This window comes from Streptomyces dysideae (assembly GCF_001514305.1).
GTDB lineage: Bacteria > Actinomycetota > Actinomycetes > Streptomycetales > Streptomycetaceae > Streptomyces > Streptomyces dysideae.
In genome coordinates, this window is the sequence record NZ_KQ949080.1 from 263827 (window position 1) to 288335 (window position 24509).

15 protein-coding genes are annotated in these 24509 nt (G+C 69.0%); 8 read left to right on the forward strand and 7 right to left on the reverse strand.

What is annotated here, in order from left to right; all coding sequences use genetic code 11:
* Window positions 1-13: 13 nt before the first annotated feature.
* The 6 genes from AQJ91_RS13120 to AQJ91_RS13145 form a co-directional block, all read right to left on the reverse strand.
* Complete coding sequence (locus AQJ91_RS13120; RefSeq protein WP_067020054.1) at window positions 14-466, reverse strand: DUF6238 family protein; 453 nt, start codon at window positions 464-466, stop codon at window positions 14-16.
* A gap of 34 nt (window positions 467-500) precedes the next feature.
* Entirely contained in the window at window positions 501-1973 is a 1473-nt protein-coding gene (locus tag AQJ91_RS13125; protein ID WP_067020056.1) for an SCO6880 family protein, read from the reverse strand.
* Between the two features lie 135 nt (window positions 1974-2108).
* On the reverse strand, window positions 2109-3500 hold the full coding sequence (locus AQJ91_RS13130) for an SCO6881 family protein (protein WP_067020059.1): 1392 nt from the start codon (window positions 3498-3500) through the stop codon (window positions 2109-2111).
* 27 nt (window positions 3501-3527) lie between these two features.
* Window positions 3528-4214: a hypothetical protein gene (locus AQJ91_RS13135; RefSeq protein WP_067020062.1), complete on the reverse strand. Its 687-nt coding sequence runs from the start codon at window positions 4212-4214 to the stop codon at window positions 3528-3530.
* Window positions 4214-4522 carry a DUF6112 family protein gene (locus AQJ91_RS13140; RefSeq protein WP_067020063.1) on the reverse strand — a complete coding sequence of 103 codons (309 nt, stop codon included), beginning with the start codon at window positions 4520-4522 and terminating at the stop codon, window positions 4214-4216. Before AQJ91_RS13140 ends, AQJ91_RS13135 begins: the two co-directional genes overlap by 1 nt.
* A gap of 88 nt (window positions 4523-4610) precedes the next feature.
* The gene (locus AQJ91_RS13145) at window positions 4611-5756 is read right to left on the reverse strand and encodes a C40 family peptidase (RefSeq protein ID WP_067020066.1); all 1146 of its coding nucleotides are present in this window, start codon (window positions 5754-5756) and stop codon (window positions 4611-4613) included.
* A gap of 578 nt (window positions 5757-6334) precedes the next feature.
* On the opposite strand from AQJ91_RS13145, the gene AQJ91_RS13150 reads away from it, so the two are divergent.
* From AQJ91_RS13150 to drmC, 6 genes are all read left to right on the forward strand, one after another.
* Complete coding sequence (locus AQJ91_RS13150) at window positions 6335-7081, forward strand: DNA-methyltransferase (protein ID WP_067020069.1); 747 nt, start codon at window positions 6335-6337, stop codon at window positions 7079-7081.
* Between the two features lie 485 nt (window positions 7082-7566).
* On the forward strand, window positions 7567-10770 hold the full coding sequence (gene drmD / locus AQJ91_RS13155) for a DISARM system SNF2-like helicase DrmD (RefSeq protein ID WP_067020072.1): 3204 nt from the start codon (window positions 7567-7569) through the stop codon (window positions 10768-10770).
* The gene (locus AQJ91_RS13160; RefSeq protein ID WP_067020075.1) at window positions 10767-14795 is read left to right on the forward strand and encodes an Eco57I restriction-modification methylase domain-containing protein; all 4029 of its coding nucleotides are present in this window, start codon (window positions 10767-10769) and stop codon (window positions 14793-14795) included. The genes drmD and AQJ91_RS13160 overlap by 4 nt, the downstream gene beginning before the upstream one ends.
* Window positions 14792-18550, forward strand: a complete 3759-nt coding sequence (gene drmA, locus AQJ91_RS13165; protein ID WP_067020078.1) for a DISARM system helicase DrmA — start codon at window positions 14792-14794, stop codon at window positions 18548-18550. Before AQJ91_RS13160 ends, drmA begins: the two co-directional genes overlap by 4 nt.
* A complete protein-coding gene (gene drmB / locus AQJ91_RS13170) occupies window positions 18547-20580 on the forward strand; it encodes a DUF1998 domain-containing protein (protein WP_067020080.1) in 2034 nt (677 codons plus the stop codon). The genes drmA and drmB overlap by 4 nt, the downstream gene beginning before the upstream one ends.
* Window positions 20573-21307: a DISARM system phospholipase D-like protein DrmC gene (gene drmC, locus AQJ91_RS13175; protein WP_067020083.1), complete on the forward strand. Its 735-nt coding sequence runs from the start codon at window positions 20573-20575 to the stop codon at window positions 21305-21307. Before drmB ends, drmC begins: the two co-directional genes overlap by 8 nt.
* Before the next feature lie 151 nt (window positions 21308-21458).
* Here the strand turns inward: drmC and AQJ91_RS13180 are convergent, their stop codons facing one another.
* Complete coding sequence (locus AQJ91_RS13180; RefSeq protein ID WP_159054550.1) at window positions 21459-22199, reverse strand: hypothetical protein; 741 nt, start codon at window positions 22197-22199, stop codon at window positions 21459-21461.
* Between the two features lie 537 nt (window positions 22200-22736).
* Between AQJ91_RS13180 and AQJ91_RS55515 the strand changes: the two genes are divergently transcribed.
* Window positions 22737-23573: a hypothetical protein gene (locus AQJ91_RS55515; RefSeq protein ID WP_234382184.1), complete on the forward strand. Its 837-nt coding sequence runs from the start codon at window positions 22737-22739 to the stop codon at window positions 23571-23573.
* Window positions 23574-23894: 321 nt separating this feature from the next.
* Entirely contained in the window at window positions 23895-24428 is a 534-nt protein-coding gene (locus AQJ91_RS13190; protein ID WP_234382186.1) for a hypothetical protein, read from the forward strand.
* The last annotated feature ends 81 nt before the right edge of the window (window positions 24429-24509 follow it).

Below are 24509 nucleotides of genomic sequence, written 5' to 3' on the forward strand. Positions count from 1 at the left end.
ACGGGAGGCAGAGTCAGTGGCGGACGAGGCCGGTGAACGGGGCGTGGAGGTCGGCCGGGGTGGTACGGCGTCGGACCAGGTGCGCGGTGCGCTGGTGGCGCTGGCAGATGGTCAGTTCCGGTGCGTCTTCTGGCAGGCCGGCCTGGCACGCCTCGCGGTCGGGGACCTCGCCGGAGTCCGGCCGGGGGGCCGCGTGGTAGGCGGCGTGGACGTGGTCGGCGGCCTGCCAGATCCGGGTGCGGGCGGCGCTGAGCTGGTCGCCCTCGATCGGCACGAGACGGCCTGTGCGGGCGGCGTGGGCATCGAGCAGGCCGAGCAGCGAGATGAGGTGGGCGTGCAGGGCGTCGAGCTCGGCGCGGGTGGTGACGAGAGGACCGCCTGGCACGTTGAGCGCGCGGTGGAAGTCGAGCGCGGCGGTGGCGAAGGGCACGAAGTCCTGCGCGGTCGGGCTGGCGGTGCGGGACATGGGGGTGCTCTTTCGGAAGGGAGGAGGGCCGGCATCAGACGGCGAGGGCGAGCGGCATGGCGGCGGCGGTGAACGCTTCGGCCTGCTGCCAGGTCAGCGGCCGGAGGTCGAGCTGGGCGCCGACCGCCGCGGTCTCCACGACCGCGCAGGCGGAACGAAGCTCCTCCTCGGAGTCGGCCGAGACGGTCAGCAGGCCGGTCAGGGCGACATCCGCGTGGCCCGCGATGAGCTGGCGCTCCCGGGACTTGATGTCCTGGTACTCGATGGAGTCCGCTTCGGAGTCGACCTGGCCGCGCCGCGCTCGCTCGGCAGCGTCCGCGATCACGCTGGCCTTCTTGCGCTGGACATCGCGCAGCGCGGCGTCCAGCCCCTTCGGCTCGTACGACAGCGACAGGGTCCGCCGTACCCCGGCGGTGAACAGGAGCTGGTGCAGGAAGCCCGCCGACGTCTCGGTGCGGGGCCAGTTCTCCACCCAGTACGTGCAGTGGACGGCGGAGTCGGTCGCGATGTGGTCCGACTTCTCGACGACCACGACCGGGCCGGCCGCGCCTGCGTCGGCCTCGGGGCGCCCGGAAGAGGACCAACGGTCCAGTGCGGCAAGGGCCTTGGGGTCGTACGCCGTTCGTACGACTGCCGCGATCTCGCGGGCGGTGAGCCAGCCGGTGGGGTTGAGCCCGGCGGTGCGCGCGGCCTGGTCGAAGGTCGAGGTCAACTGCGCCAGGACGCTGAAGGACCCGGTCAGACCGCCACCGGCCTGGTTGATCAGGCGTCGCGCGGCCTTGGCGTCCAGCGAGACCGCGACGTACGCCTCGTGCGGAGCAGCGGCCGGGCCAGCGCTCTGGATCAGCTCGCTGTAGACCTGGCCGGCCACCGGGGCATCGGGTCGGCCGTGCTCCTCCCAGTACCGGCGGAGGGCGTCGCCGGAGTCCGGCACGGTGCGCTCGATCACCTGGATCCGGGCGACCTGGCCGGTGCGGGCCAGTGCGGCGAGGGCACGGCCCCAGCCGTTGACGTTGGCGTTCTGGGTGCCCGGGTCGAGCAGCGCGTAGGCGCGCGAGGACACCTTGACGACGGCGGTCAGCGTGCCGGCGTGGGGATCGTGGACCGCGCCGTACCGGCGGTCGGGTGCGGTGGCCACGCGCAGGCTGGCGGCGGTTCCGGGCAGGTGGAGGAGTCCTTCGCGGCCCGGTCGGCGGGAGGGTCGGACGAGCCAGACCAACTGGCCCCGCATCCGGCGGAGCGCATACCGGGTGAAGATCGGCGCCCAGTCGGCCAGGGCCCGGCCTCGGTAGCGGACGAAGACGAGCAGGGCGATGGCGGCCCACAGCGGGATGAGTTCGAGAGCGCCGACCACGCCACGGGCGAGGATCACGGCGAGCAGGAGCAGGCCGGTGAGGCTCACGACGATCAGCTGTGGGGCGGTGAGGCCGAGCAGGATGCCGCGCCTGCTGCGGTGCGGGAACTTCACGGTGGCCGTGGTGGCTTCGGCCTGGCGGTTGTCAGACATGGCGGTTCCAGACAGTGGGAGCGGGCGGGACGAGGCGGAGGCGTGGCGCTCTTCTGGAGGTCATCGCAGGACTCCACCCGTGGGGTCGGGGAAGGGGGCGGGCTGGAGGGAAGCAGCCCGCCCCCGAGTGGTGGGTCAGGACCCCGACGGCGGCTGGTCGGGGTAGACCCAGCTCGTCGGAGTCGGGGAGCCGGTCGCCGACGGACCGGTGGAGGGCGGCGATGGTGCGGCGGGACCGCCGGGCGGAGCGGCACCTACGCGGGTCAAGCTGCTGCCCGGAATCGACGCGCCAGCGGGCTGAGGGGCGGAGGGAGCGCCCTCGGAGCCTCCTGCTTCGCTGTCGGCAGGTCGTGTGATCAGCGCGGGGATGCCGGGGCGCTGGATCAGGGCGCGGCCCTTGTCGCCGGAGGCGTTCGGGTCCTCGCCGTACCGGAAGCGGGTCTGCGGCTTCGGAGGTCCGGCGTCGATGCCCTCCTTGCTCAGGTTTCCGCCGGTGGGGTTGATGCCGGAGGCGACACCGTCGCTGCCCGCGCCGGGGACCTTGCTCGGCCCCTGCGGAGCGGGAGTGCCGGTGCTGGCCTGCATCGCGAGGCTACCCGCGGTCTTCGCCGCGCCTGCGGCGACCGCCATGCCGGCGACGCCGGTACGGTGCAGATCGTCGTGTCCGCCGCCGTCACTCGCCCAGTGGACGAACTTGTAGGTGGCGTACGGGCAGAGCAGGACCAGGACCATCACGACGATGCCGGCCATCGCGTCGGAGAGGGCGGCCATGCCGTCCGTGGCGTCGGACTTGCCCATGGCCGAGACGCCGATCAGGAAGACCACGGTCATCAGCAGTTTTGACACGACCAGGGTGGCGGTTGCCTCGATCCAACCCCGCCGCCAGCGCTTGGCGACCTCCCAGCCACCACCGGCTCCGGCGAAGACGGCGAGGGCGACCATGATCAGGACGCCGACCTTGCGGGCGACCATCACTCCCCAGTACATGAACGCGCCGATCGCGCAGCCGAAGGCGACCAGGGATGGGATGGTCCAGCCGAGGGCGTACATCGGCCCCAGCTGGTTGACCTTGATGACGCGGCGGATCGCGTCGTCCACCGAGCTGTTGGCTGCTTGGAACAGGCCGTCGGACAGGGCGTCGACCACCGTGATGGCGACGGAGGTGAAGGCGACGGCGCAGAAGGAGAAGAGGACGCCGGTCATCGTGCCGATCGCGGCTTGGGCGAGTGCGCGTTCGTCCCGTCGCCAGGCCGCGAGCATCAACTGGATGCAGAACGTGCCGACGGTCAGGGCGAGACCGATGGGCAACAGCAGCTCGTAGTTGTCCCGGAACCAACCGGCGTTGAGATCGATGGCGGTGGTCTCGTTGACGGCCCTGGCGGCGAGATCGGCCGCGCTGGCGGCCAGCTCGCCCGCTGACTTCGCGATCCACGCCCCGATGCCGTCGGTGACGGTCCCGGCGGGGTTGGTGGCGAAGTCAACGGCGCCGCAGACCTTGTCCATCAGCGGAAAGTCGCAGACTCCCATGGCGGTACCTCCTTTCTGGGTTGGGGGTCAGGGAGCGACGGCCGACAGAACACCGGCCAGGGCGCAGGGCTGGGAGGGGCGGCACTGGACCGCGAGGGTCGTGACGCGGTTCTCGGCGCCGCCGTGCGACGAGCCCTTCCACGCGATCGACTGTTTGCCGGAGACCGTCACCGCGTAGACGTACGCGGTGGTGATCGCCCCGGGGTCCGCCTGCAGGGCCTGGGTGAACGAGTCGGGGAAGTGCGCCTCGTTCACCTTGGCGGTGGCGAACTGGCCGTTGGCGGCCAACTCCTTCCACAGCGCGCGCGAGGGGACGAGCGCGTCGACCGAGGCGGTGTCGGCGTACTTCTTCTCGCTCGTCAGCCACCCGCGCAGGGCAGCCAGCAGCTCGCGCTGGGAGTAGGCGCGGGTGTCGTACGACCACAGCGCCACGGCTGCCGCCTTGCCGAAGGCGATCGGGTCGTGCGTGGACGGGGGAACGGGCAGGTCGCCGAGGCTGCCGTGCGGTCGTGACGAAGCGGAAGCAGAAGAGGTCGAGGAGGGGGAAGCTGAACTCGCCTGCGGTGCGGGAGCCTTGGAGGAGGTCCTGCCGTCGCGGGTGAGGTAGGCGGCCAGGCCGGCGAGGGCGACGAGCACCATCAGGACAGCGGTGCCGAGCAGCGCCCGGCGGCGCACGCGAGAAGCGCCGCCGGGGTTCGTGGAGCGGGAAGACATCAGCGGACCTGGCTCCCCAGCGTGCTGAAGAACGCCACCACGCCGTTCGCGGCACCCAGCAGGAGGGCCGCGCCGGCGCTGACCAGCACGCCCTTCTTGCCGTTGGCCTCGGCCTGGTGGCCGCCGGAGTGGTGGCCCCAGGCCCACACGCCCGCACTGACGGCGAGCGCGCCGACCACGGCGATGATCCCGAAGAGGTTGATCGATCCCATCACCTGCTTGAGGACCGACAGACCCGGCAGCCCGCCCTCGTTCGGCTTGATCCCGGGGTCGTAGGCGAGCTGGACGACCGTGTCGACGAGGTACATAGTTGTGAACTCCAGTTCGATTTGGTGCACGCCAAAGCCCCGAGGGGGCGAAGCGCCAGTGCAGGAGGGGGAGGGGGAGAAGCGCCGGTCAGACGACTCGGCGGGCCGCGAGAATCTGCGGCTTCCAGGACGCGACAGTCGCGAGGCGGACCACGTCCCCGGTGCGCGGGGCGTGCACGATCAGGCCTTGGCCGACGACCATCCCGACGTGTTCCGGGACTTCGGCAGTCCCTTCGGTGAAGACGAGGTCACCGGGCCGGAGAGCGTCGACCGATACCGGCTTGCCCTCCTTGACCTGCGTGTACGTCGTCCGCGTGAGGGTGACGCCGGCGGCCCTGTACGCCTGCTGCATCAGCGAGGAGCAGTCGCAGCGGCCCATGGGGTCGCTCCCGTGGGAGTCGGTGCAGCTCCCGCCCCACTGGTACGGGGTGCCGAGTTGGCCGAGCGCCCAGCGGATCGCCGTCTGGACCTTGAGCGGAGCGTCTGCCGGAATCTTGTATCCGGTCGGCACCGCGCCGGGCGGGATGGTTCCGAAATCGGTGCCGTCCCCGCCGGCCGTACAACCGCCCGCGGTACTCGACGCAGCAGTGGCTGTGCTGTCCGAGCCGGACGGCGAAGGGCTCGGCGACGTGCCGCCGGCCTTCGACAGCAGCGGCTCGATCGCCTGCTGCAAGGCGGTGGCCAAGGGCTCCCACTTCGCGTAAGCCTCGGGGAAGCCGGACCTCTGCACCGCCTGGGCGGCCTGGGTGACGGACAGGGACTGCCAGCCCGAGACCTTTTCCAACGCCTCGTAGAACTTCGTCGAGGCGTGCACCGGGTCGAGGATCTCGTTCGCGGTGCCCCACCCCTGCGACGGCCGCTGCTGGAACAGGCCCAGCGAGTCGCGGTCGCCGTAGGTGAGGTTCCGCAGGCCGCTCTCCTGCAGGGCGGTCGCCAGAGCCACGATCTGGCCCCGGGCCGGGATGTTCATCGCGACGCCGGTGGCCTGGATGGTCTTGGCGTTGGGGATCTGCTCGGCCGGGTCTCCCAGGCCCGGCACGGAGACCGTGCCCTTGCCCCCGCCGTCCAGGATCGCCTTCACCTGAGCAGCAACGGCCGAGGTATCCACAGCCTGTGGACCGCCGGTCGAACAGGAGGCCGTAGCAGTCCCGGCCCCGACGGCGAGGACCGGAACGGCCAGCAGAAGCGGACCGGAGGCGAAGAGACCGACGACCGCTCCGGTGGTCTTCTTCATCGCCGCCACCGTTCGCCGGGGCGGACAGCCCGGCCGGGCAACGGTGTTGGGTCAGGGCGTGGGCGTATCAGGGCGTGCTGCATCGCAGCGGCTCCTCGCGGTTCGTAGGAGGCGCGGTGCCGACTTCTCGTGCAAAGCCGCCGGCACCGCGCCGATGTGAATCCGCCTCTCAGGGCGGGCCCGGGCCAGGGGAGTTGGTAGCTCCCGGACACCGGGTTCAGGTCATGCGCGGCAGCCAGCCGCGCTCGTAATCTCAGGCGGTGCACCGGGTCTCCTCACGGCTTCGGGAACGGGGAGTCAACGTGCCGTCCGGCCCGCGTCCTTGGACGCGGAAACACGGATCAGCACAGGTCAGCAGGGGTGGAGCCGGACTCCGCCTCGGTGACGTGGCGAGACAGTAGACCGGGATTCCGGCCGCACCAAGCGACCGCCGAACCGGGCCCGAACCACGGCACCGGCTCGTTAGGCGCGGCCGGAAATCGCGGCTAACCTCCGGCGCAATCCCGCTCCGAACGGCCGCCGTTGACCGCCGTCCGGGGCGGGCCCAGTCCCGTCGTGCCCTGAAAGAGGCCCCGCACATGAGCTACACGCTGCACCGAGGCGACGCCCTCACCGTGCTGAAGACCCTCCCGGACGAGAGCGTCAACGCCGTCATCACCGACCCCCCGTACAACTCCGGCGGACGCACCAGCTCGGACCGCACCGGCCGCACCGCCCGCGCCAAGTACGTCACGGCCGGATCGGCGCACGACCTGCAGAACTTCCCCGGCGAGAACCGCGACCAGCGGAGCTATCGAAGCTGGCTGACCGCACTGCTCACCGAGGCGTACCGGGCCGCGACCGAGCACTCCGTCGCCATGGTCTTCTCCGACTGGCGCCAGGAGCCGACGACGTCCGACGCCCTGCAGATGGCGGGCTGGACCTGGAGCGGCACGATCCCCTGGATCAAGCCCGCCAGCCGGACCCGCAAGGGCGGGTTCAAGCAGTCGGCGGAGTTCATCGTCTGGGGCGTCAAGGGCAGCCTCGAAAAGGACCGGGACCTCTACCTGCCCGGCCACTTCATCGCCTCCCAGCCCCGCAAGGACCGGGTCCACATCACTCAGAAGCCGGTCGAGATCATGCAGCAGCTCGTGCAGATCTGCCCCGAAGGCGGCACCGTCCTCGATCCCTTCACCGGCAGCGGTTCCACAGGCGTCGCCGCCTTGCGTGAGGGCCGGCAGTTCGTGGGGGTCGAGCTCTCCGCGCATTACGCCGACGTCGCCGAGGCCAGGCTCCGAGCGGAGCTGACCCAGGACGACTTCGTCCTGGCAGGGCCAGAGGCATGAGTATGAGAGCGACCGGGCCAGGGCCGACGGACTACAGACGCCGGGGCGGCTGGTGCATCGAGAAATCGATGCACCAGCCGCCCTTCCTCTTGCGTCAGGTTCTACCCGGCCTGCCTCGGCACCTCCGTTGCCAGGCCGCCTCTCATCCTGAAGACCTTCAGGTCGGTCACGAGCCCCGCCTTGATCGCTGGAAGTAACGATCGAGGTCAGGGAGGGCATCTATTCCAGCAGGGGACCCATGCCGAAGGGCGTCTTGGTCGAGATCACGCGAGGGCGCAGGCGGAAGCCCGCACCGACTGGCCCTTGCCAAGACGACCCTTCCACAATCCGCTGACCATGGTGTCCGCGAGTCCTGAGGACTTGCAGCGGGCCGTAGTCAGGTCGGAGATACTGGTAATTCTGTAACCTCCGCGGCCTGACGCTATCCATATGTGCCTAGGTGGTTACGCTCGGCAGTGACGGCGTTGGTGAAGGAGTCTGCCCAGGTGGCGACCGCGACGGAGTATCCGCAGGGATCGGCGAGCAGCACCCCGAATACGGCGGCCATTCCGCCGGTCCCAGAGCCGGGACAGGTCGTCAAGGTCCGGGGCTCCACCTGGGCCGTGTCCGACATCCAGAAGCAGGGCCTTCCTCGTAGCCCCGCAGACGAGGGCATGCCGGGACTTACACATGTGGTGAGCCTGCAGTCGCTGGATGAGGACCGGCTCGGGCAGGAACTGACGGTGGTCTGGGAGTTGGAGGTCGGGCACACCGTCGCCCCGAACCAGGGGCTGCCGGAGACTGTGCGGGCGGAGGCGTTCGACGATCCGAACACACTCGCCGCGTTCGTCGACGCGGTCCGCTGGGGTGCGGTCACCTCGGCGGACGCGAACTCCTATCAGGCTCCCTTCCGCAGCGGCGCGAACGTGGAGGCGTACCAGCTGGTGCCGCTCAGCCGGGCCCTTCAGTCGTCGCGTACGAACCTGCTGCTCGCCGACGACGTCGGCCTGGGCAAGACCATCGAGGCCGGACTCGTTGTGCAGGAGCTGCTGCTGCGGCACCGCGCGCGGTCCGTGGTGATCGTGTGCCCGCCGAGCCTGTCGCTGAAGTGGCAGGACGAGATGCGGGAGAAGTTCGGCCTCGACTTCGTCATCGTCAACAGCGAGCTGATGGCGAAGGTGCGGCGGAGCCACGGGCTGAACGCCAACCCGTTCCGGCTCTTCCCGCGCGTGATCGTGAGCATGGCGTGGCTGCCGTCGCTGCGGGCGCAGCGCCTGCTCCGTGACGTGCTGGCCGATGTGCGCAGCGCGGGGACGGCCAGGCGGTACGCGTTCGACGTGCTGGTGGTCGACGAGGCGCACCATGTGGCGCCGGCCAGCCCGACGACGGCGCCGGGGCAGCGTGGCTACGCGGTGGACAGCAAACGGACGACGGCGACGATGCGGCTCGCCGAGGCATGCGAGCACCGGCTGTTCCTGAGCGCGACGCCGCACAACGGCTATTCGGAGTCGTTCACCGCCCTGCTGGAAATGATCGACGGCCGCCGGTTCACCCGCGGCGCGAGCATCGACGAGCAGGCACTGAAGGAGGTGATGGTGCGGTGGCTGAAGACCGATCTGCCGGACAAGGGGTTCAAGACCCGGAAGCTGGGGACCCTCCCGTTCACGCCGTCGGAGGAGGAGCAGCAACAGTTCGCGCGGCTGGAGCGGCTGCTGGCGGACAGTGCCCGGGCGAACGGCAAGGGCTCGGGCGGCGACATCGTCGCGATGCTGCTGAAGAAGCGTTTCCTGTCCAGCCCGTGGTCGTTCGCCCGCACCCTTGAGCTGTACGAGGGCGCGGACGGGGGCGACCGGCAGCTTCGGATGGACGACGAAGACCAGTATTACACGGAGGTGCTGGGCAGCGGTCAGTCGGACGAGGAGGAGGGCGCGGCCGAGCACCCCGAGTTCACCGCGCTGCGTCACACCAAGGGCTCAGATCCCCTGGTCGCGGCCACCAGCAGCGAGATCGCCTCGCTCATCGAGTGGGGGCGCCGCTATGAGCACAAGCCGGACTCCCGCCTGGAAGAACTGCTGACCTTTCTCGCCGCGGTCTGCCGACCGGACGGCATCCACTGGACCAACGAACGCGTCGTGGTGTTCACGGAGTACGCGGCCACCCTCGAATGGATCGAGCGCGTCCTGCGGCAGCGCGGCTACAACGACGTACTGGAGGTCATCCAGGGCTCGACCCCGACCGAGGAGCGGGAGAAGATCCGCGCCCGGTTCACCGAGAGCCCGGACAAGCACCCGGTCCGCGTCCTGCTCGCCACCGACTCCGCCGGCGAGGGCATCGACCTGCAGACCCACTGCCACCGCCTGGTCAACTTCGACATCCCCTTCAACCCGTCCCGCCTGGAGCAGCGCATCGGCCGGATCGACCGGTACGGGCAGACGAAGAACCCGGAGATATTCCACTTCGTGCCGGTATCCGGCTCCACGACGTACGACGCGGACATGAAGTTCATGGGGATCATCGCGACCAAGGTCGGGCAGGCCACCGAGGATCTCGGCAAGGTCAACCAGGTCATCGACGCCGAGGTGCAGGAGCACTTCGCCCCCACCCGAACGACGCGTAAGGCCCGGCTGACCGCGCCGGACGACGGCAACGAGGTGATCACCCGCGTGCTGGCCGGCGGGATGGAGCTGAACCGCCAGCTCACTCGGCTGTCGGAGACGTACGACGAGCGCAAGGCTGCCATGCATCTCACGCCCGCGAACGCCCGCCGGGTCGTGGATACCGCGCTCACCCTGACCTCTCAGCCCCCGCTCGTAGAGATCGGCGACGACCGCACAGAGGCGCAGGTCTTCGAGATCCCGAACCTCGGCCGCTCCTGGCAGCCAGCCCTGCGCGGCCTGGACACCCGCCTGGAGCCGGGTGTCCCGCGTCCCATCACCTTCGATGACCAGGCCGCCCAGCAGCGCACCGACCTGGTCCACATCCACCTCGGGCACGCCCTTATGCAGCGCGCTACCCGCACCTTGCGCTCCGCGCTGTTCAGCACGGATTCCCCGGTACACCGGGTCACCGCCGTCATTGCCCCCGGCCTTCCCGAGTCCTGTGTGGCCGCCGTCTCCCGGCTTGTCCTGGTCGGACGCGGCGGGCTGCGGCTCCACGAGGAGGTGTTCCTCACCGGCGTCCGGCTACGCGGTCAGGCACTCGCCGAGTCCAAGGTCGAGCAGGTCCTCGACGAAACCCTCGACTCTGCGGATCTGCTCCTGGCTGATGAGAAGGTGCGTGCTCACCTCGCCGAGCAGTGGAACGACGACGGTTCCCGGCTGCGCACACGCCTGCTGACCGCGATGAAGCGCAAGAGCGCCAGCCGCCAGGAGAAGGTCACCGAGGCGCTCACACAGCGCCGGGACTCCGACATCAAGCGTGCTCATGAGATCTTCGACGCCTTCCGGCTCAACCTGCGCGAGTCCCGCGACCGCCTGGAGCAGGCCATCCGCGCCGAGGAAGAGCTGCTGTTCACCGACGACCAGCAGAAGCAGCGACGCCGGGACCTGCATCACATGAACGAGCGCCTCGACAGCCTGGACGACGAGGAAGCGCGCGAGATCGCCTCGATCCAGGAACGCTACAGCGACATCAGGCCCTATGTATCCGCCGCCGCGGTCGTGTTCGCCCTCACCCCCGAAGACGCGAAGAACGGAATGGTCAAGGCATGAGCCGCCGCTACCCCCAGACCGCCGCCGATCTGCACCGTGCCTGGCTCGAACTCGTCGACGCGGACGGCCCGTTCCTCGCTGTCCCCGCCTTGGAGCGCGTCTACCGCGAAGGCATTCCCCAGCCCGACTCCCGGGCGCTCGACGCCATCAAGGACGCCAAGCCGGCCTTCGAGAAGGCATGGGAGAACTGGGACGAGCACCCGGGTGACGAAGCCGCTCTCGACCTGTACCGCGAGGCCCGCGACACCTGGGTCGACCTCGTCCTGCGCCAGGGGCTGCGCTGGGGCGCCTCCTACACCGTGCCGGCCCCGGCCGCCGCCGAGGTCCGCTCGCCCGACTACGCCGTCACCGTGCGCGCCGACGGCGCCCTCGTCCACGGAGACACGACCGGGGCCCTTGTCCTGGTCACCGACCCCACCGACTCCCTGCGCGACCTGCTCACCGACGGCTGGTCGGCCAGCCCCATCGACCGCATGGAAGAGCTGCTGCGCGCCTCCGACGTCCCCATCGGCGTCGTCACCGACGGCCGCTGGTGGGCGATCGTCAGCGCCCGCCCGCAGACCATGGTCGCCTCCGGAATCGTCGACGCCCAGACCTGGATCGAAGAGCCCCAGACCCGCAACGCCTTCATCGAACTCCTCCAGCGCCGCCGCCTGGTCGGCGGCAAACAGCAGGACCGACTGACCGAGCTCTTCGGCGAGTCCGTCACCGCCGCCGAAAAGATCACCGAAGCGCTCGGCACCCAGGTCCGCCGAGCCGTCGAACTCATCGTCCAGGCCCTGTCCGAAGGCGCCCTGGACACACAGCGACGCGGCGAGCCCGACCCGCTCCCGGCGGCAAGGGGCGAGGTCTACGAGGCCGCCGTCACCGTCATGATGCGCGTCGTCTTCCTCCTCTTCGCCGAAGAACGCGGACTGCTACCCCAAAGCCGCCTCTTCGCCATGGGATACGGCATCAGCGACGAACTCGACCTCCTCGACAGCCGCGAGAAGGAGGAGGGCGAACAGGCCCTCGACGCCACGTTCCTGACCTGGCACCGGCTCCTGGCCACCTCCCAGGCCCTGTACCGGGGCGCGACCTTCGAGGACCTGCGCCTTCCCGAGTACGGCGGCTCCCTCTTCGACCCGTCCCGCTTCCCCTTCTTCACCGCCTGCGACTCCCAGGACACCCTGGCCATCACGGTCAGCGACCGCGTCATGCTCGAAGTCCTGCGCGCCGTCCAGATCGCCCAACTGCCCGGCGGAGCACGACGAATCTCCTTCCGCGACATCGACGTCGAACAGATCGGCTACATCTACGAGGGCCTGCTCGGCTACTCCTGCGAACCCGCCGAAGAGATCATCGTCGGTCTGAACGGCAGCGCGGGATCCGAACCCGAGATCCCCCTCGCCACCCTCGAAGAACTTAGCCAGGCCAAGCGCACCGAGACCGCGCTGGCCGACGCGATCCTCGCCTGGATCAAGCAGCACCAGCCGGCCGCGAAGCCGTCCAGCAAGGCCGCCCTCACCAAGGCGCTCAAGGCGGGCGACACCCTCGACGACACCGAGATCGCCCTGCGCGACGTCACCGACGACCCCGAACTGCGCGACCGGCTGCGCCCGTTCATCGGAATCATCCGCCGCGACCTGCGCAACCGACCGCTGGTGGTCGAGCCCGGCGGCGTCCTGCTGGTGGAAACCCCCTCGCGCGCCTCGGCCGGCGCGCACTACACGCCCCGCTCACTGGCCGAGGAAGTCGTCCGGTACGCGCTGGAACCTCTCGTCTACTTGCCCGGACCACACCAGACCGCCGACCAGGACGCCTGGCGGCCCATCGACTCCGACCAGATCCTCGACCTGCGCATCGCCGACATCGCCTGCGGCTCGGGCGCCTTCCTCGTGGCCGCAGCACGGTACCTCGCCGACCGGCTCGTCGAGGCATGGCAGCGCCAAGGCGAAGCACGTGGAAGGACACCGCACGACCTGCACGTCCACGCCATAAGGACCGTCGTCGCAACCTGCCTCTACGGCGCCGACATCAACGGCATGGCCGTGGAGATGTGCAAGCTGTCTCTGTGGCTGGTCTCCCTTGACCCGAAGCTCCCGTTCTCCTTCGTCGACGACAAGGTCCTGCACGGCAACGCCCTGCTCGGCCTGACCGACGCCGACCAGCTGCGCCGCCTCCACATCGACCCGGCCGCGGCCGGCAACCAGCTCAGCGTCTTCGCCCTGGACGTGGACGACATCCTGGAGCAGGCCAGCCGTCTGCGCCGCCAGCTCGCCACCGAGGTCGACGACAGCGACCCGCAGCGCTCGGCCGCTACGAAGCGGCGGCAGTGGCGCCGGTACCAGGAGCTGACTGCACAGCTCGCCGATGTCGCGGACGGGGTGATCGCGGCCGGGCTTCGGTGGGGCGGCAAGCCCGGCAAGCTGTTGAAGGCGGCGTACGAGAATCTGCGCATCGCGGTGGAGAGCGCGTACCCGGCCGATGGCGGGGAAGCGGACCGGACGATGCTCGACGGCATCCAGGAAGCCGGGCTCACTCCGACGGTGGCGACGGACTACGAGCGTTGGAAGCCGCTGCACTGGATTCTGGCCGTGCCAGATGTGATGGAACAGGGTGGGTTTGATGCAATCGTCGGTAACCCGCCGTTCCTGGGTGGTCACAAACTAACCGGCGCAATGGGCACCGATATTCGCGATTGGTTCGTCAACGAGCTAGCGCACGGCAGAAAGGGCGGCGCCGATCTGGTGGCGTACTTCATGCTGCGAGCCTACAGCCTCACTTCGAGGCGAGGGGGCCTAGGCTTGATTGCCACAAATACAGTTGCGCAAGGTGACACCCGACACGTGGGCCTTGACCAGTTGGCGACTCAAGGGTTCACAATTACTCGGGCAGTTCAGAGTCGATCCTGGCCCGCCGCCAGCGCGAATTTGGAGTACGCAGCAGTTTGGGGTACCCGCGACGAAGTAAGTCCTGGAGTGCCTCGAATCGCTGACGGTGTCGCAGCCGAACACATCTCTACATTGCTGGAGCCGAGCGGCCGTATGGATGGTGCGCCGGTACGACTCCTGGAGAATGACGAGGTTGCGTTCCAGGGGTGCGTCGTGGTGGGCATGGGGTTCGTCCTGGAAGCCGCCGAGGCGGCCGAATGGATCGCTGTCGACTCTCACAACAAGGACGTACTGTTCCCATACCTCAATGGAGAGGATCTCAACTCAAGCCCGAACACGTCAGCTTCGCGATGGGTTATTGACTTCAACGATCGCCCCAAGGTCGCTGCAGAGAGATACGAGCTTCCATATCAGCGGGTATTGAAAGAAGTTAGGCCGGAGCGAGAGAAGAAGAAGCGGAAAGCGCACAGGGATTACTGGTGGCACTTCGGAGATAAGCGTCCTGGCCTAAGGGCGGCTATTAGTGACCTACGCGAGGTGCTCACCATCGCGATGGTGAGCAATACAGTCATGCCTATGCGCGTGACTACCGGGCAAGTATTCAGCAACAAACTTGCCGTATTCGCGACGGACTCCTATGTTGACCAGGCCGCGCTGTCATCGAGCCTGCATCAGATGTGGGCTATCAAGTACGGCTCAACGATGCGATCAGATGTCAATTATTCACCGTCGGACGTATTCGTTACATTTCCACGGCCGCGGCCCACGGAGGGACTCGCCAGGGCTGGCCGCACGCTCGACACCGAGCGCCGCGAGATCATGCTCCGGCGCGGACTCGGCCTCACGAAGCTGTACAACCTGGTCAATGACCCCGGTATCAGCGACTCAGTTGATTCCGACGTAGCCTGTCTCCGTGAGATTCACGTGGAGCTCGACCGGGCAGTCATGGCTGCCTACGGCTGGAACGACGTCCCGCTGGACCACGGCTTCCACACCTACCGTCAGATGGAACGCTGGACGGTGAGCCCCGCCGCCCGGGTGGAGATCCTCGACCGCCTCCTTGAAGAGAACCATCGTCGCGCCGCCTCGCAGGGCGTTGTCAGTCCCACCGGCGACAATGAGGGCATCGAGGACGAGGAGGACGACGAGTGACCACCCCGCGGCGCAGCAGCGCCCAGCCCGCATCCGGCGGCCCTCAGGCCCTGGCCTACCGTCTCGCCTTCGAACCCGATGACCGTTCCTGGACGGCCCGCGAGAACCTGGTCGACATCCTGGAGCGTGAGCTCCTCGGCCCGGCCAACGGCCCGGACGAGATCCTCGACGGTGTCCCCGACTCGGCGTACCTGATCGGCCGGATCGCGCCCGTGCGCCTCACCGCCGGCCAGGACGACCCCGGCGAGGCGGGATCGGACGACGCCGCGACCGACGTGGGCGACGGTGTGGACGCCGCCGAGGGCCGGGGCGTGCCGCTCACCGCCGTCGACGACAGCAGCGCGAGTGCGGACGAGGACGAGGTCGAGGATCAGCCGCAGAAGCGTGGTCTGATGATCCCAGCGTCGATGGGGCTGCGTTTCCAGATCCCTGACGATCTGGACGAGTTCACGGTGACCGCCTCGTGGGGCACGTACGAGCCGGTGAAGGAGAAGCGTGGCGAGGGCACCGAAGACGGCGGGGGCGAGGGCGCGGCATCCGCTCCGGCTCTCCGTCGTTTCCAGCGCACCCTGCACGCCATAGCGAAGGCGATCAAGGTTGCCGACCTGAAGCCGTCCCGTACGACCGAGATCGTGCTCAAGGACAAGGTCCTGCTCCGGGTGGACCGGTACGACGACTCCGAGCGTGGCTGCCGGCTGATCGAGGTGGCGTTGTGCAATGACCGGGAGACGCCTCGCAAGATCCCGGTCGAGGCGTGGCTGTACCAGACCAAGCTGTCGGTGTCGGCCGGTGGCGCTGAGGTGTTCCTGCCGGTCAATGACGTACTCCTGGACACGCGCGAGGAGCCGGACGACGAGCTGCGGCGGCTGCGGCTTCAGTACCGCAACCGTCTGGAGTTCGCCCATGGCCGGACCTGCTCGGTGGACTGGGAGGTAGCCGAGGGAGCGCGCAGGGCCAGTGAGGTCTGGACGACGTGGCTGCCGGTGAGTGAGACGCCGCAGACGGCCGCCGAGGAGATCGGCGCGGCTCTGCTGGACATGCGCAGGCTCCAGGAGGCGTCGCCCGATGAGCTGCGTACGGGTCTTGAGCCGATCGTCGCGGGTTACACGGCCTGGCTGGACGGCGAGGAGCGGCGGGCCGAGGCTCTTCCGGAGCATCTGCGGTCCGAGGGTCTGGACGCGGTCACCGAGGCGCGCCGGGTGCAACGCCAGCTTGAGGAGGGTCTGGAGCATCTCCTCGGGGACGAGGAGGCGTTGCGCTGTTTCCGGTTCATGAACCGGGTGATGGCTGGTCAGCGTGTGCAGTCCCAGGTCGCGGAGCGGCGGGCGAGTCGGCCGGAGGAGAGCATCGACGAGGCTCGCGAGGCGGTCCTCGCGGAGAAGGGGGCCTTGGCGCATTCGTGGCGTACCTTCCAGCTCGCCTTCGTGCTGATGCAGTTGCCGTTGCTGTCCGACCCGGCGGCCGAGAAACGGTCGGGGGATCTGGCCAAGGCGCAGCTGCTGTTCTTCCCGACCGGTGGTGGCAAGACGGAGGCGTATCTGGGTCTGGCCGCGTACACGTTCGCCATCCGTCGCCGCCAGGGCGTGGTGGATGCCTTCGACGGTCCGCTGGACGGGCGGTCCGGGGTCGCCGTCCTCATGCGGTACACGCTGCGCCTGCTCACCGCCCAGCAGTTCCAGCGCGCCACCGCCCTGGTGTGCGCGGCGGAGCTGGCGCGGCGCGATGACGTGGCGACGTGGGGGGACGAGCCGTTCCGGATCGGGCTGTGGGTCGGTACCGATGTGAGCCCGAAGCGGTACGACGAGGCCGCCGAGCAGTTGCAGAAGGCCCATGGGGGCCGTGGCTATCGGCTGACGGTGCTGCAGATCCAGCGCTGCCCGTGGTGCGGGACGCGGGTCGAGGCGCGCGATGTGCGCACGGAGCCCGCGCTGCGCCGGGTGTACGTGTACTGCGGTGACGAGCTGGCCGACTGTCCGTTCGCCGACGGCGGTGAGGTCCCGGACGGGCTGCCGGTGCTCACAGTGGACGAGGAGATCTACCGGCTCGCGCCGGCGTTCGTCATCGCCACCGTGGACAAGTTCGCCCGCCTCGCGCGGGAGGGCGAGGCCGCCTCGCTGTTCGGGCACGTCTCGCGTCGCTGTGAACGGCACGGCTTCGTGCATCCCGACTATCAGCAGTGCGACATCAAGGACGGCAGCAAGCATCCCAAGAAGGACGGCTGGCCGGCGGCCCCCGTTCACGCGGCCACGCGGCTGCGGCCCCCGGACCTGGTCATCCAGGACGAGTTGCACCTGATCACCGGGGCACTCGGCACGACAGTGGGCCTGTTCGAGGTGGCCATCGACGTTATGACCGACTGGCGGACCAAGGACGGGCGCCCGGTGCGTCCGCTGCTCGTCGCCTCCACAGCCACCGCACGCAACGCGTCGGAGCAGGTGCGTGCGCTGTACGGGCGCGACGTCACCATCTTCCCGCCGCAGGTCCTGGACGCCGGGAACACCTACTTCTCCAAGGAGATCCCGGTCTCCGAGAAGAACCCTGGACGCCGGTACGTCGGGATCAGCACGACCGGGGTGCGCTTGACCACAGCGGAGATCCGGGTTGCCGAGGTGCTTCTAGCCGGCGGGCAACTGCTTATTGACCGCTCCGGCCGCGTGGCCGATCCGTACATGAGCCTGGTCGGCTACTTCAGCGCTACCCGTGAACTCGCCGGCATGGCTCGATACATGAGCGACGACATCCAGACCGCGCTCGCCAAGGGGCGCCCCTGGTCGAAGCTCCCCCGCCGCACCGGCACCGACTACGGTTCGCTGCACGTCGCCGAGCTGACCTCGCGTGTGGCCAGCGCGGACATCACCGCGACCCTGGACCAGATGGCGACGGCGTTCGACCCGGGCTTCGACTCCACCGCAGGGAAGCGGAACCGGCGCGCATTGCGAGAGGCGAAGAAGCCGGAACCCACGCGTGAGGTCAATCCGTACGACGTGGTCCTGGCCACCTCCATGCTCCAGGTGGGTGTGGACGTGACCCGTCTTGGGCTGATGCTCGTGGTCGGGCAGCCGAAGAACACCGCCGAGTACATCCAGGCGTCCTCCCGAGTCGGCCGTACCGCGGACCGGCCGGGTCTGGTGGTCGCGCTCGGGAACTGGGCGCGGCCGAGGGACCTCGCCCATTTCGAGCAGTTCCGCCACTACCACGAGACGTTCTACGCCCAAGTAGAGGCGCTGTCGGTGACCCCGTTCTCGGTGACCTCCCTGGAGCGCGGCCTGGACGGCGTGCTGGTCAGCGCCGCCCGCGTCCTCCAGGCCGCCAAAGCTGGCCACGGCCAAGGGCTGTCCCCGGAGGACGGGGCGGCCCGTATCGAGGCCGAGCAGCACTTCGCGGGCGAACTCGTCGACGCCCTCGTCCGTCGCGTCGCGCGAGCCGGCGACGAGGACGCCGCTAACCGTGCCCGGCTGCGCTTGGAGAACCGGCTCGACCAATGGGGCAAGCGACGCAAGAGCCTCATGGAGGACCGCAAGTCGCTGGTGTACGAGAGGGTTCTGGACGACGGTCGGCACGACGCGCTGATGATGAGCGCGGAGAACGCCAAGGCGGGCATCGACACCCGCGACGCCGCGCCGTTCATCGTGGCGAACTCGATGCGCGAGGTGCAGCCGGAGATCAACCTCCTGGTGAGCCCGATCAAGGAGCGACTGGTGTACCGGGCACCCGACCATGCCCCTCAGTGGAAGATGCCGGAGGACAACTCGTGAGTGACGAGACGCGCTTCGTCTACGACGTCGCCCGCGCCGTCGACCCTCTGGGCGACCTGGAACAGGAGGCGGAGAAGGCGACCAAGCACAACCGTGCCAAGGTCGGCTCGGCCCGCCCCTCCTCCCTGCTCTACACCTATGGCCCCGGCGCGATCATGGACCTGCCGCAGTTCACGATCATGCCTACCGGCCTGGACGACTGGGACCGCATCTGGCGGCGCCGCGACTCCGCGCCCCCGCAGATCCACGCCCCGCGCCTGCGCGACGTGGTCCGGATGATGCTGCGTTCCCCCGACGTGCAGCTGCGGCCGTACCCCTGGCAGCCGAAGAAGCACAGCAGGTCCGCCGAAGGCAACGACCTGGGAGTCCCCTCCCGGGTCTTCCCGCAATGGCTGCGGTGCACCGGCTGCGACATGCTCGGACTGCTTGCCCAGTTCGACTACCGCAACACGCATCCCTTCCGCACCGACCTGGCCGTCTTCGAGCACGCCAAGTGCACGGGCCGCGCGGGCGCCGGCTCCCGCAAGCCGATGCGCCGCACCGCCATCCCGGCCCGGTATCTCCTGGCCTGCGTCGATGGACACCTGGACGAGTTTCCGTACGACCTGTGGGTACACCGCGGACAGCCGTGCAGCCAAGCCGAGCTGCCCGCTCTGAAGATGGTCGACCGGACCGCCGGCAAGGGCGCCTCGGCCGTCATCCACTGCGCATCCTGCGACATGCGGCGGCCCATGAACGAGGCCCAGGGCGAGGCCGGCAGGGCGAAACTCCCGCAGTGCCGCGGACGCCACCCCCACCTGGACGCCTTCGAGCCCAAGGGCTGCCGCAACGAGACCCGGCTGATGCTCGTCGGCGCATCCAACCTCTGGTTCCCGGCCACCCAGTCGATCATCGTGATGCCGGAGTCCCAGGAGGAACAGGCCAGTGACCTGGCCGACCGGGTCCGCACCGCGCTGGGCGACAAACTCGCCAAGTACCGCGACAACCTGGACCTGATCCGGGACCTTCTCGGCATGGACGGCGGCGTCGACGTCACCGCCCTGTCCGACCACGACCTGGAGCAGGTCCTTCAAGCGGCCTCCGCCCCCACCGACACCCCGGAGGAACAGGAGGAGAAACTCCGCGACTGGGACCCCGTCGACCTCCTCGTCCCCGAATGGCGTTACCTGCTGCGTGACATCGTCGGCACCCGCGTCGAGGACCCCAAGAGCGGACTCACACTCGCCACCCGCAACCGGGGCGACGCCCTGCAACCGGAGATCACCCGTGTGCTCGCGGTCGAACGCCTCCGCAAGGTGAATGCCCTGGTCGGCTTCACCCGCATCGACGACATGGACCGCGTCGGCGACCTCCCGCGCCGCCTGGCCCCACTGACGCGTACGTCCCGGCCGAGCTGGACCGTGGCCACCGAGGACCGCGGCGAAGGCATCTTCCTCCAGCTCGACGAGAACGCCGTCGCCGCATGGGAGAAGCACGTCCTGGACACCGACCTGTGGACACTCCACCGCGAGGCACACCGCAGAAACTTCGAGCGCCGCTTCTCCGACACCGCCGGCCAGATCGACCCCGACAGCCGCCTGAAGCCCCCACGCTACTGGCTCGTCCACACCCTCGCCCACATCCTCATCCGCGAACTCGCCCTGACCTGCGGCTACTCGGCCGCCAGCCTCAGCGAACGCCTCTACGCATGGCCCACCGCCGAAGGCCGCGACCCCGCAGCCGGCCTTCTCATCTGCACCACCGCCTCCGACAGCGACGGCACCCTCGGCGGCCTCGTCCAGCTCAGCGAGCCAACACGCCTCCAGCGGGTCGTCAGCAGCGCGCTACGCAAGGCCACACGCTGCTCCTCCGACCCCATCTGCTCCAAGCGCACCCCACAGGATCCCGAGGACTTCCTCCACGGCGCCGCCTGCCACTGCTGCGTCATGGCCTCGGAGACCTCCTGCGAGCGCGCCAACCGCTTCCTCGACCGCCGCTTCCTCCTCGACCTGCCCGGCAGCGACCTCGGCTTCTTCCAGACCCATGAGTGACGCGAACGCGCCACGCCAGCTCGGCCGACTCCTGACCGGAACCGAGGCCAAGGACATAGCGGACCGCCTGGCCGACGGCGACACCTTGACCACCGCCCTCAAGGTCGTCGCCGTCGGCCAGCGGGCAGAAGTCCGCCAGCTGCTGGAGGCCGTCGGCGGCGGTCCCGGAGCGGCACCCCAACAGATCCTGGTCCTGAGAGCGATCGAGGGGGCACGGGCACTTCCGACCACGCTGTCACCGCTGTGGACCATGCCCGGACACCTCGCCCAGAGCGGACCCCTCACCACCTCGGTCACCCGCCTCGTCGACAGCGCCCGCCACGCGATCACCTGCTCCACCTTCAACTTCCAGCGCAGTTCGACACTCTGGACGTCACTTCGAACAGCCGCACAGCGCGACGGCGTCGCCGTCCGCGTCTACATGGACACCCGAGCCGCCGACGGCAGCGGACAACACTGGTCCCCGTCGACCACAGAGGTAGCCACGCACCTGGCTCCGGCCGAGGTATGGCGGACCAAGGAATTCGACGGCGGCTACGTCCGCAATCACGCCAAGTTCCTCGCCATCGACCACCACCTCCTCCTGGTCACCAGCGCGAACTTCTCATGGAGCGCAGAGAACAACAACGTCGAGTTCGGCGTCCTCATCGACAACCCGAACCTCACCGAAGCCGTCGAGCGCGAGCTGCGGGAGGCAGAGGGGACCCTATACGAACAGATCTCCTGACGGCCCCGGTCCTGGGCGCCCGCCGGCCGGGGTCGGGCACTTCGGCGTTACAGCGTCGACAACAAGCAGGACGACACCGATCCCTTCCGGGGTACCCCGTCCCTGCTCATACGAGAGCCGTACGAAGAAGAACCCGTCGTTGGGAGTGCCACTAACCACGGTTCGAGTCATAGCCCCACCGAGCCCGGCCGTCCCTGCCCATGAAGCACTTGGCGGGACGTCCGTCCTCGGCGACGCCGAGAGCCCCGACGGGAGAGCAGGCGTATCCGAACTGGATGCCCACCTGGCCATCGAAGCGCTGGCCGCCCGTCCCGTCGTTGTCGTCTGGCTCCGCTTCTTCCTCTGTCGGTGGGGCGTCGCGTTCGTCTGCTTCCTTCGTCTCTGGGACGTCAGGTGTTGTGATGGACTCGGTCACCGCTGCGGTGGGCTCTGTATCAGACGACAGAGAAGGGGCGGGCGACGCAGCTGGCGGCGTGGTCTCATCCTGGTTTGGAGGCTTGCTCGGTGCGAAAGCGCCGGCCGCGACGAAGTAGACCACCGTCAGAGCGCTGACCAGCCAGACCGCGGCCGGCTTGCCACCGGTGCGGACGCTCTCCGTGCGCGGAGTACGGACACCAGCCAGCACACCGCCCCCCAGCATCAATGTCAGCAGCACCATCCAGATGGCAACGCCATTCCCCCCGCTGTAGCCGTACGCCATCGTGCAGATCACGGCTACGAAGGAGACCGCCGCGAGAACGGCGTCAGCCGATGAACGCTGACGCACCGCCGACCAGGCAAAAGGCGCCCAGGAGAAGATCCCTAGCGATACCAGCGGCACAAGCACCCGGCCCACACAGCGGCGCGCGTAGCGCGGTATCGGCACATCTGTCAGTGGCGGTGGATTGAACACGTGTCTCTCCGAGGATCGCGGCGGTCGGGACACGCTCCCGCCAGCACTTTTGCCCGTCAACGTAACGAAGACGGCAGACCTCTCAAATGGCAGACACCAATCTGTTACTCACCATGGGAGCCCGGCGACCAGCCGGGCCCTGGACGAGGTCTGGGCAGGTTGGCAGACACAGTTCCTCAAGGACACGGGGTCAGGCGGCGGCTGTTGTCGGCCCGGACACCATCGGTGTCCCGGGTGACGTCGAAACACACCCTCCGGCCCGCGACCAGCTCGCGGTCCGCTGCGGCCAGGGGCGTGTGGCACTCCGTAACCGGGAGACGCAGCGGTCCAAGGTCGTCAGCTGACCTTTGGTGCCGCTGCGGCCGGGCCGGTATGCTGCCGGGCAGGCGGCCACGACCGCCGACCGCTGAAGGGGTCTTCCGCTCACGCCGGAGTCCTCGTTGGTAGGCCAAGCCGTCCTTCGACGCATCGTGCACCTGAACCCGCCTGCCTTCAGAGCGGCGTGTGCGTGGGGCGCGCTGCTGTACGGAGTCAGACATGCCTACGAGCCAGCCCAGGAAGTCGCGGAAGCGCACGCGGGAAATCCGGGAGCAGAGCCGGGCCACCGGCACGGGGTACACCGAGGCCATGCGGGCGAACGACCGGGCCCGAGCTGGCGGCCAGCAGTCGCCGCCGCGCCTCACCCCCACCCGCACCTTGCTGTTGCCCCTGGTCCAGGACGCCCTGCCCGGCCTGTACGAGCTGGCCGGGCTGCTCCTGAGGCTCCGAATGGACATGGTCTTGGACCATGAGGGGGTGCTGATGGGTTACCGGGACAGCCGGAGGGCGCCGATCCCGGGCGCGCCGATCGAGGACGTCGAAGACGCGTACTACCGGGTGCGCGACGCGCTGCCCGAGGGGACGGAGGAGTTCGCGGACGGGATGGTGGATGAGATCCTCCCGCCCACGCCCAACGTGCTGCTGCTGATCGGGCCCGACGGTGGGGACGTGGTGCACCTGACCACCATTGAAGTGGCCGAAGCCGACCTCGCGCTGCTCGCCGAATTCGCCGACGCACTCGACCGCGCGGCCGGCCCGCGTCCCGGCCCGGAGTTCGAAGGGCTCACGGATGCGCTGCGGGAAATCGGGCGAGTGCCCTACTACCCGTGGATGCCCGAGGGGGACGAGGCCACCGTCGCCCGCTGGGTGCGGCAGGCACTGTCGACGGTCCTGCACTCGCCCTTTGAGGGCCCGCGCGGCGCTGCCGACCACGAGACGCTGTCCAACGTGCTGCGGTATGCCCAGGGCTGGGAGAGCGTCGAGGTGGACCAGGACGAGGAGCAGGCAGCCGAGCGCGCGTTGGTGAGCATGATGCGCGCGGCAGGGTGGACCTGACGGGTCGCCCGTGGCGGGGCAGCCGTGAAGTCTCCTCCCACAGAAGCCTGCTCAGCGCCGCTGGGCTGCTGTTGCGTCAGGCTGGTACTGCGCGAAGCGGCCCCGCTCTTCACGGGGCGGGGCTTGCCGCGGGCCTTCGGCTGTTCCTCAACCGCCTGGCTGCGGTCGCACCGCTGTGCCGCAGTCCCGGAGCGCCACGCCGTTCCCCGCGCTCCTCGACCGGAGATGGGCCCGGGGGGTTCGCAGCGCTACATGTCCCCTTGCCGTAGCAATACGAGCGGCGGGCCAGGACTGTCAGATGCTTCTGGCACGATGCCTGGCATGAGCCCGACACCAGAGCTGACGCAGAGGAGCCTGACCGCACGCGGCTTCCGCGGCTTCGTGCCGTTCCGTGAACTGCCAGACAGGAACGTCCCCACCGGGCACGGAATCTACGTGGTGATCCGCACGGACACCTCGCCCCCGTCGTTCCTCCCCACCAGCCCTGCCGGACACCTCAAAGGCCGCGACCCATCCGTGACCGCCGACAAGCTCGGCGATGCCTGGGTGGACGGGGCAACGGTCGTGTACATCGGCAAGGCCGCGGGCCAGTACGGACTCAATCAGCGGCTTGCCGACTACCGCCGCCACGGCACTGGTCTGCTGGCCGGCCATTGGGGCGGTCGCTACATCTGGCAGTTGGCCGACTCGGGCGCACTGCTCGTCGCCTGGCGGCCGATGACCGAGGACGACGCGGGCGAGGCTGAGCAGGACCTGATCGACGAGTTCAAAGAACTCTACGGAGGAGCTCTGCCCTTCGCCAACCTCAGGAACAACGCCCGAAGGGCTCAGGAGACGGACACCAACATCGACTGAGCCCGGTCACCCTGCACCGCCCAGGGGCCGCGCGCCACCGGCCGCGGCCCCTGGGCCTTCAGGAAGACGAGCACGATCCTG

Excerpts from the sequence above, each read along its gene's own strand:
- AQJ91_RS13120 (WP_067020054.1), bottom strand. The coding sequence starts at position 466 with ATGTCCCGCACCGCCAGCCCGACCGCGCAGGACTTCGTGCCCTTCGCC.
- AQJ91_RS13125 (WP_067020056.1), bottom strand. The coding sequence starts at position 1,973 with ATGTCTGACAACCGCCAGGCCGAAGCCACCACGGCCACCGTGAAGTTC.
- AQJ91_RS13130 (WP_067020059.1), bottom strand. The coding sequence starts at position 3,500 with ATGGGAGTCTGCGACTTTCCGCTGATGGACAAGGTCTGCGGCGCCGTT.
- AQJ91_RS13135 (WP_067020062.1), bottom strand. The coding sequence starts at position 4,214 with ATGTCTTCCCGCTCCACGAACCCCGGCGGCGCTTCTCGCGTGCGCCGC.
- AQJ91_RS13140 (WP_067020063.1), bottom strand. The coding sequence starts at position 4,522 with ATGTACCTCGTCGACACGGTCGTCCAGCTCGCCTACGACCCCGGGATC.
- AQJ91_RS13145 (WP_067020066.1), bottom strand. The coding sequence starts at position 5,756 with ATGAAGAAGACCACCGGAGCGGTCGTCGGTCTCTTCGCCTCCGGTCCG.
- AQJ91_RS13150 (WP_067020069.1), top strand. The coding sequence starts at position 6,335 with ATGAGCTACACGCTGCACCGAGGCGACGCCCTCACCGTGCTGAAGACC.
- AQJ91_RS13160 (WP_067020075.1), top strand. The coding sequence starts at position 10,767 with ATGAGCCGCCGCTACCCCCAGACCGCCGCCGATCTGCACCGTGCCTGG.
- drmC (WP_067020083.1), top strand. The coding sequence starts at position 20,573 with ATGAGTGACGCGAACGCGCCACGCCAGCTCGGCCGACTCCTGACCGGA.
- AQJ91_RS55515 (WP_234382184.1), top strand. The coding sequence starts at position 22,737 with ATGCCTACGAGCCAGCCCAGGAAGTCGCGGAAGCGCACGCGGGAAATC.
- AQJ91_RS13190 (WP_234382186.1), top strand. The coding sequence starts at position 23,895 with ATGAGCCCGACACCAGAGCTGACGCAGAGGAGCCTGACCGCACGCGGC.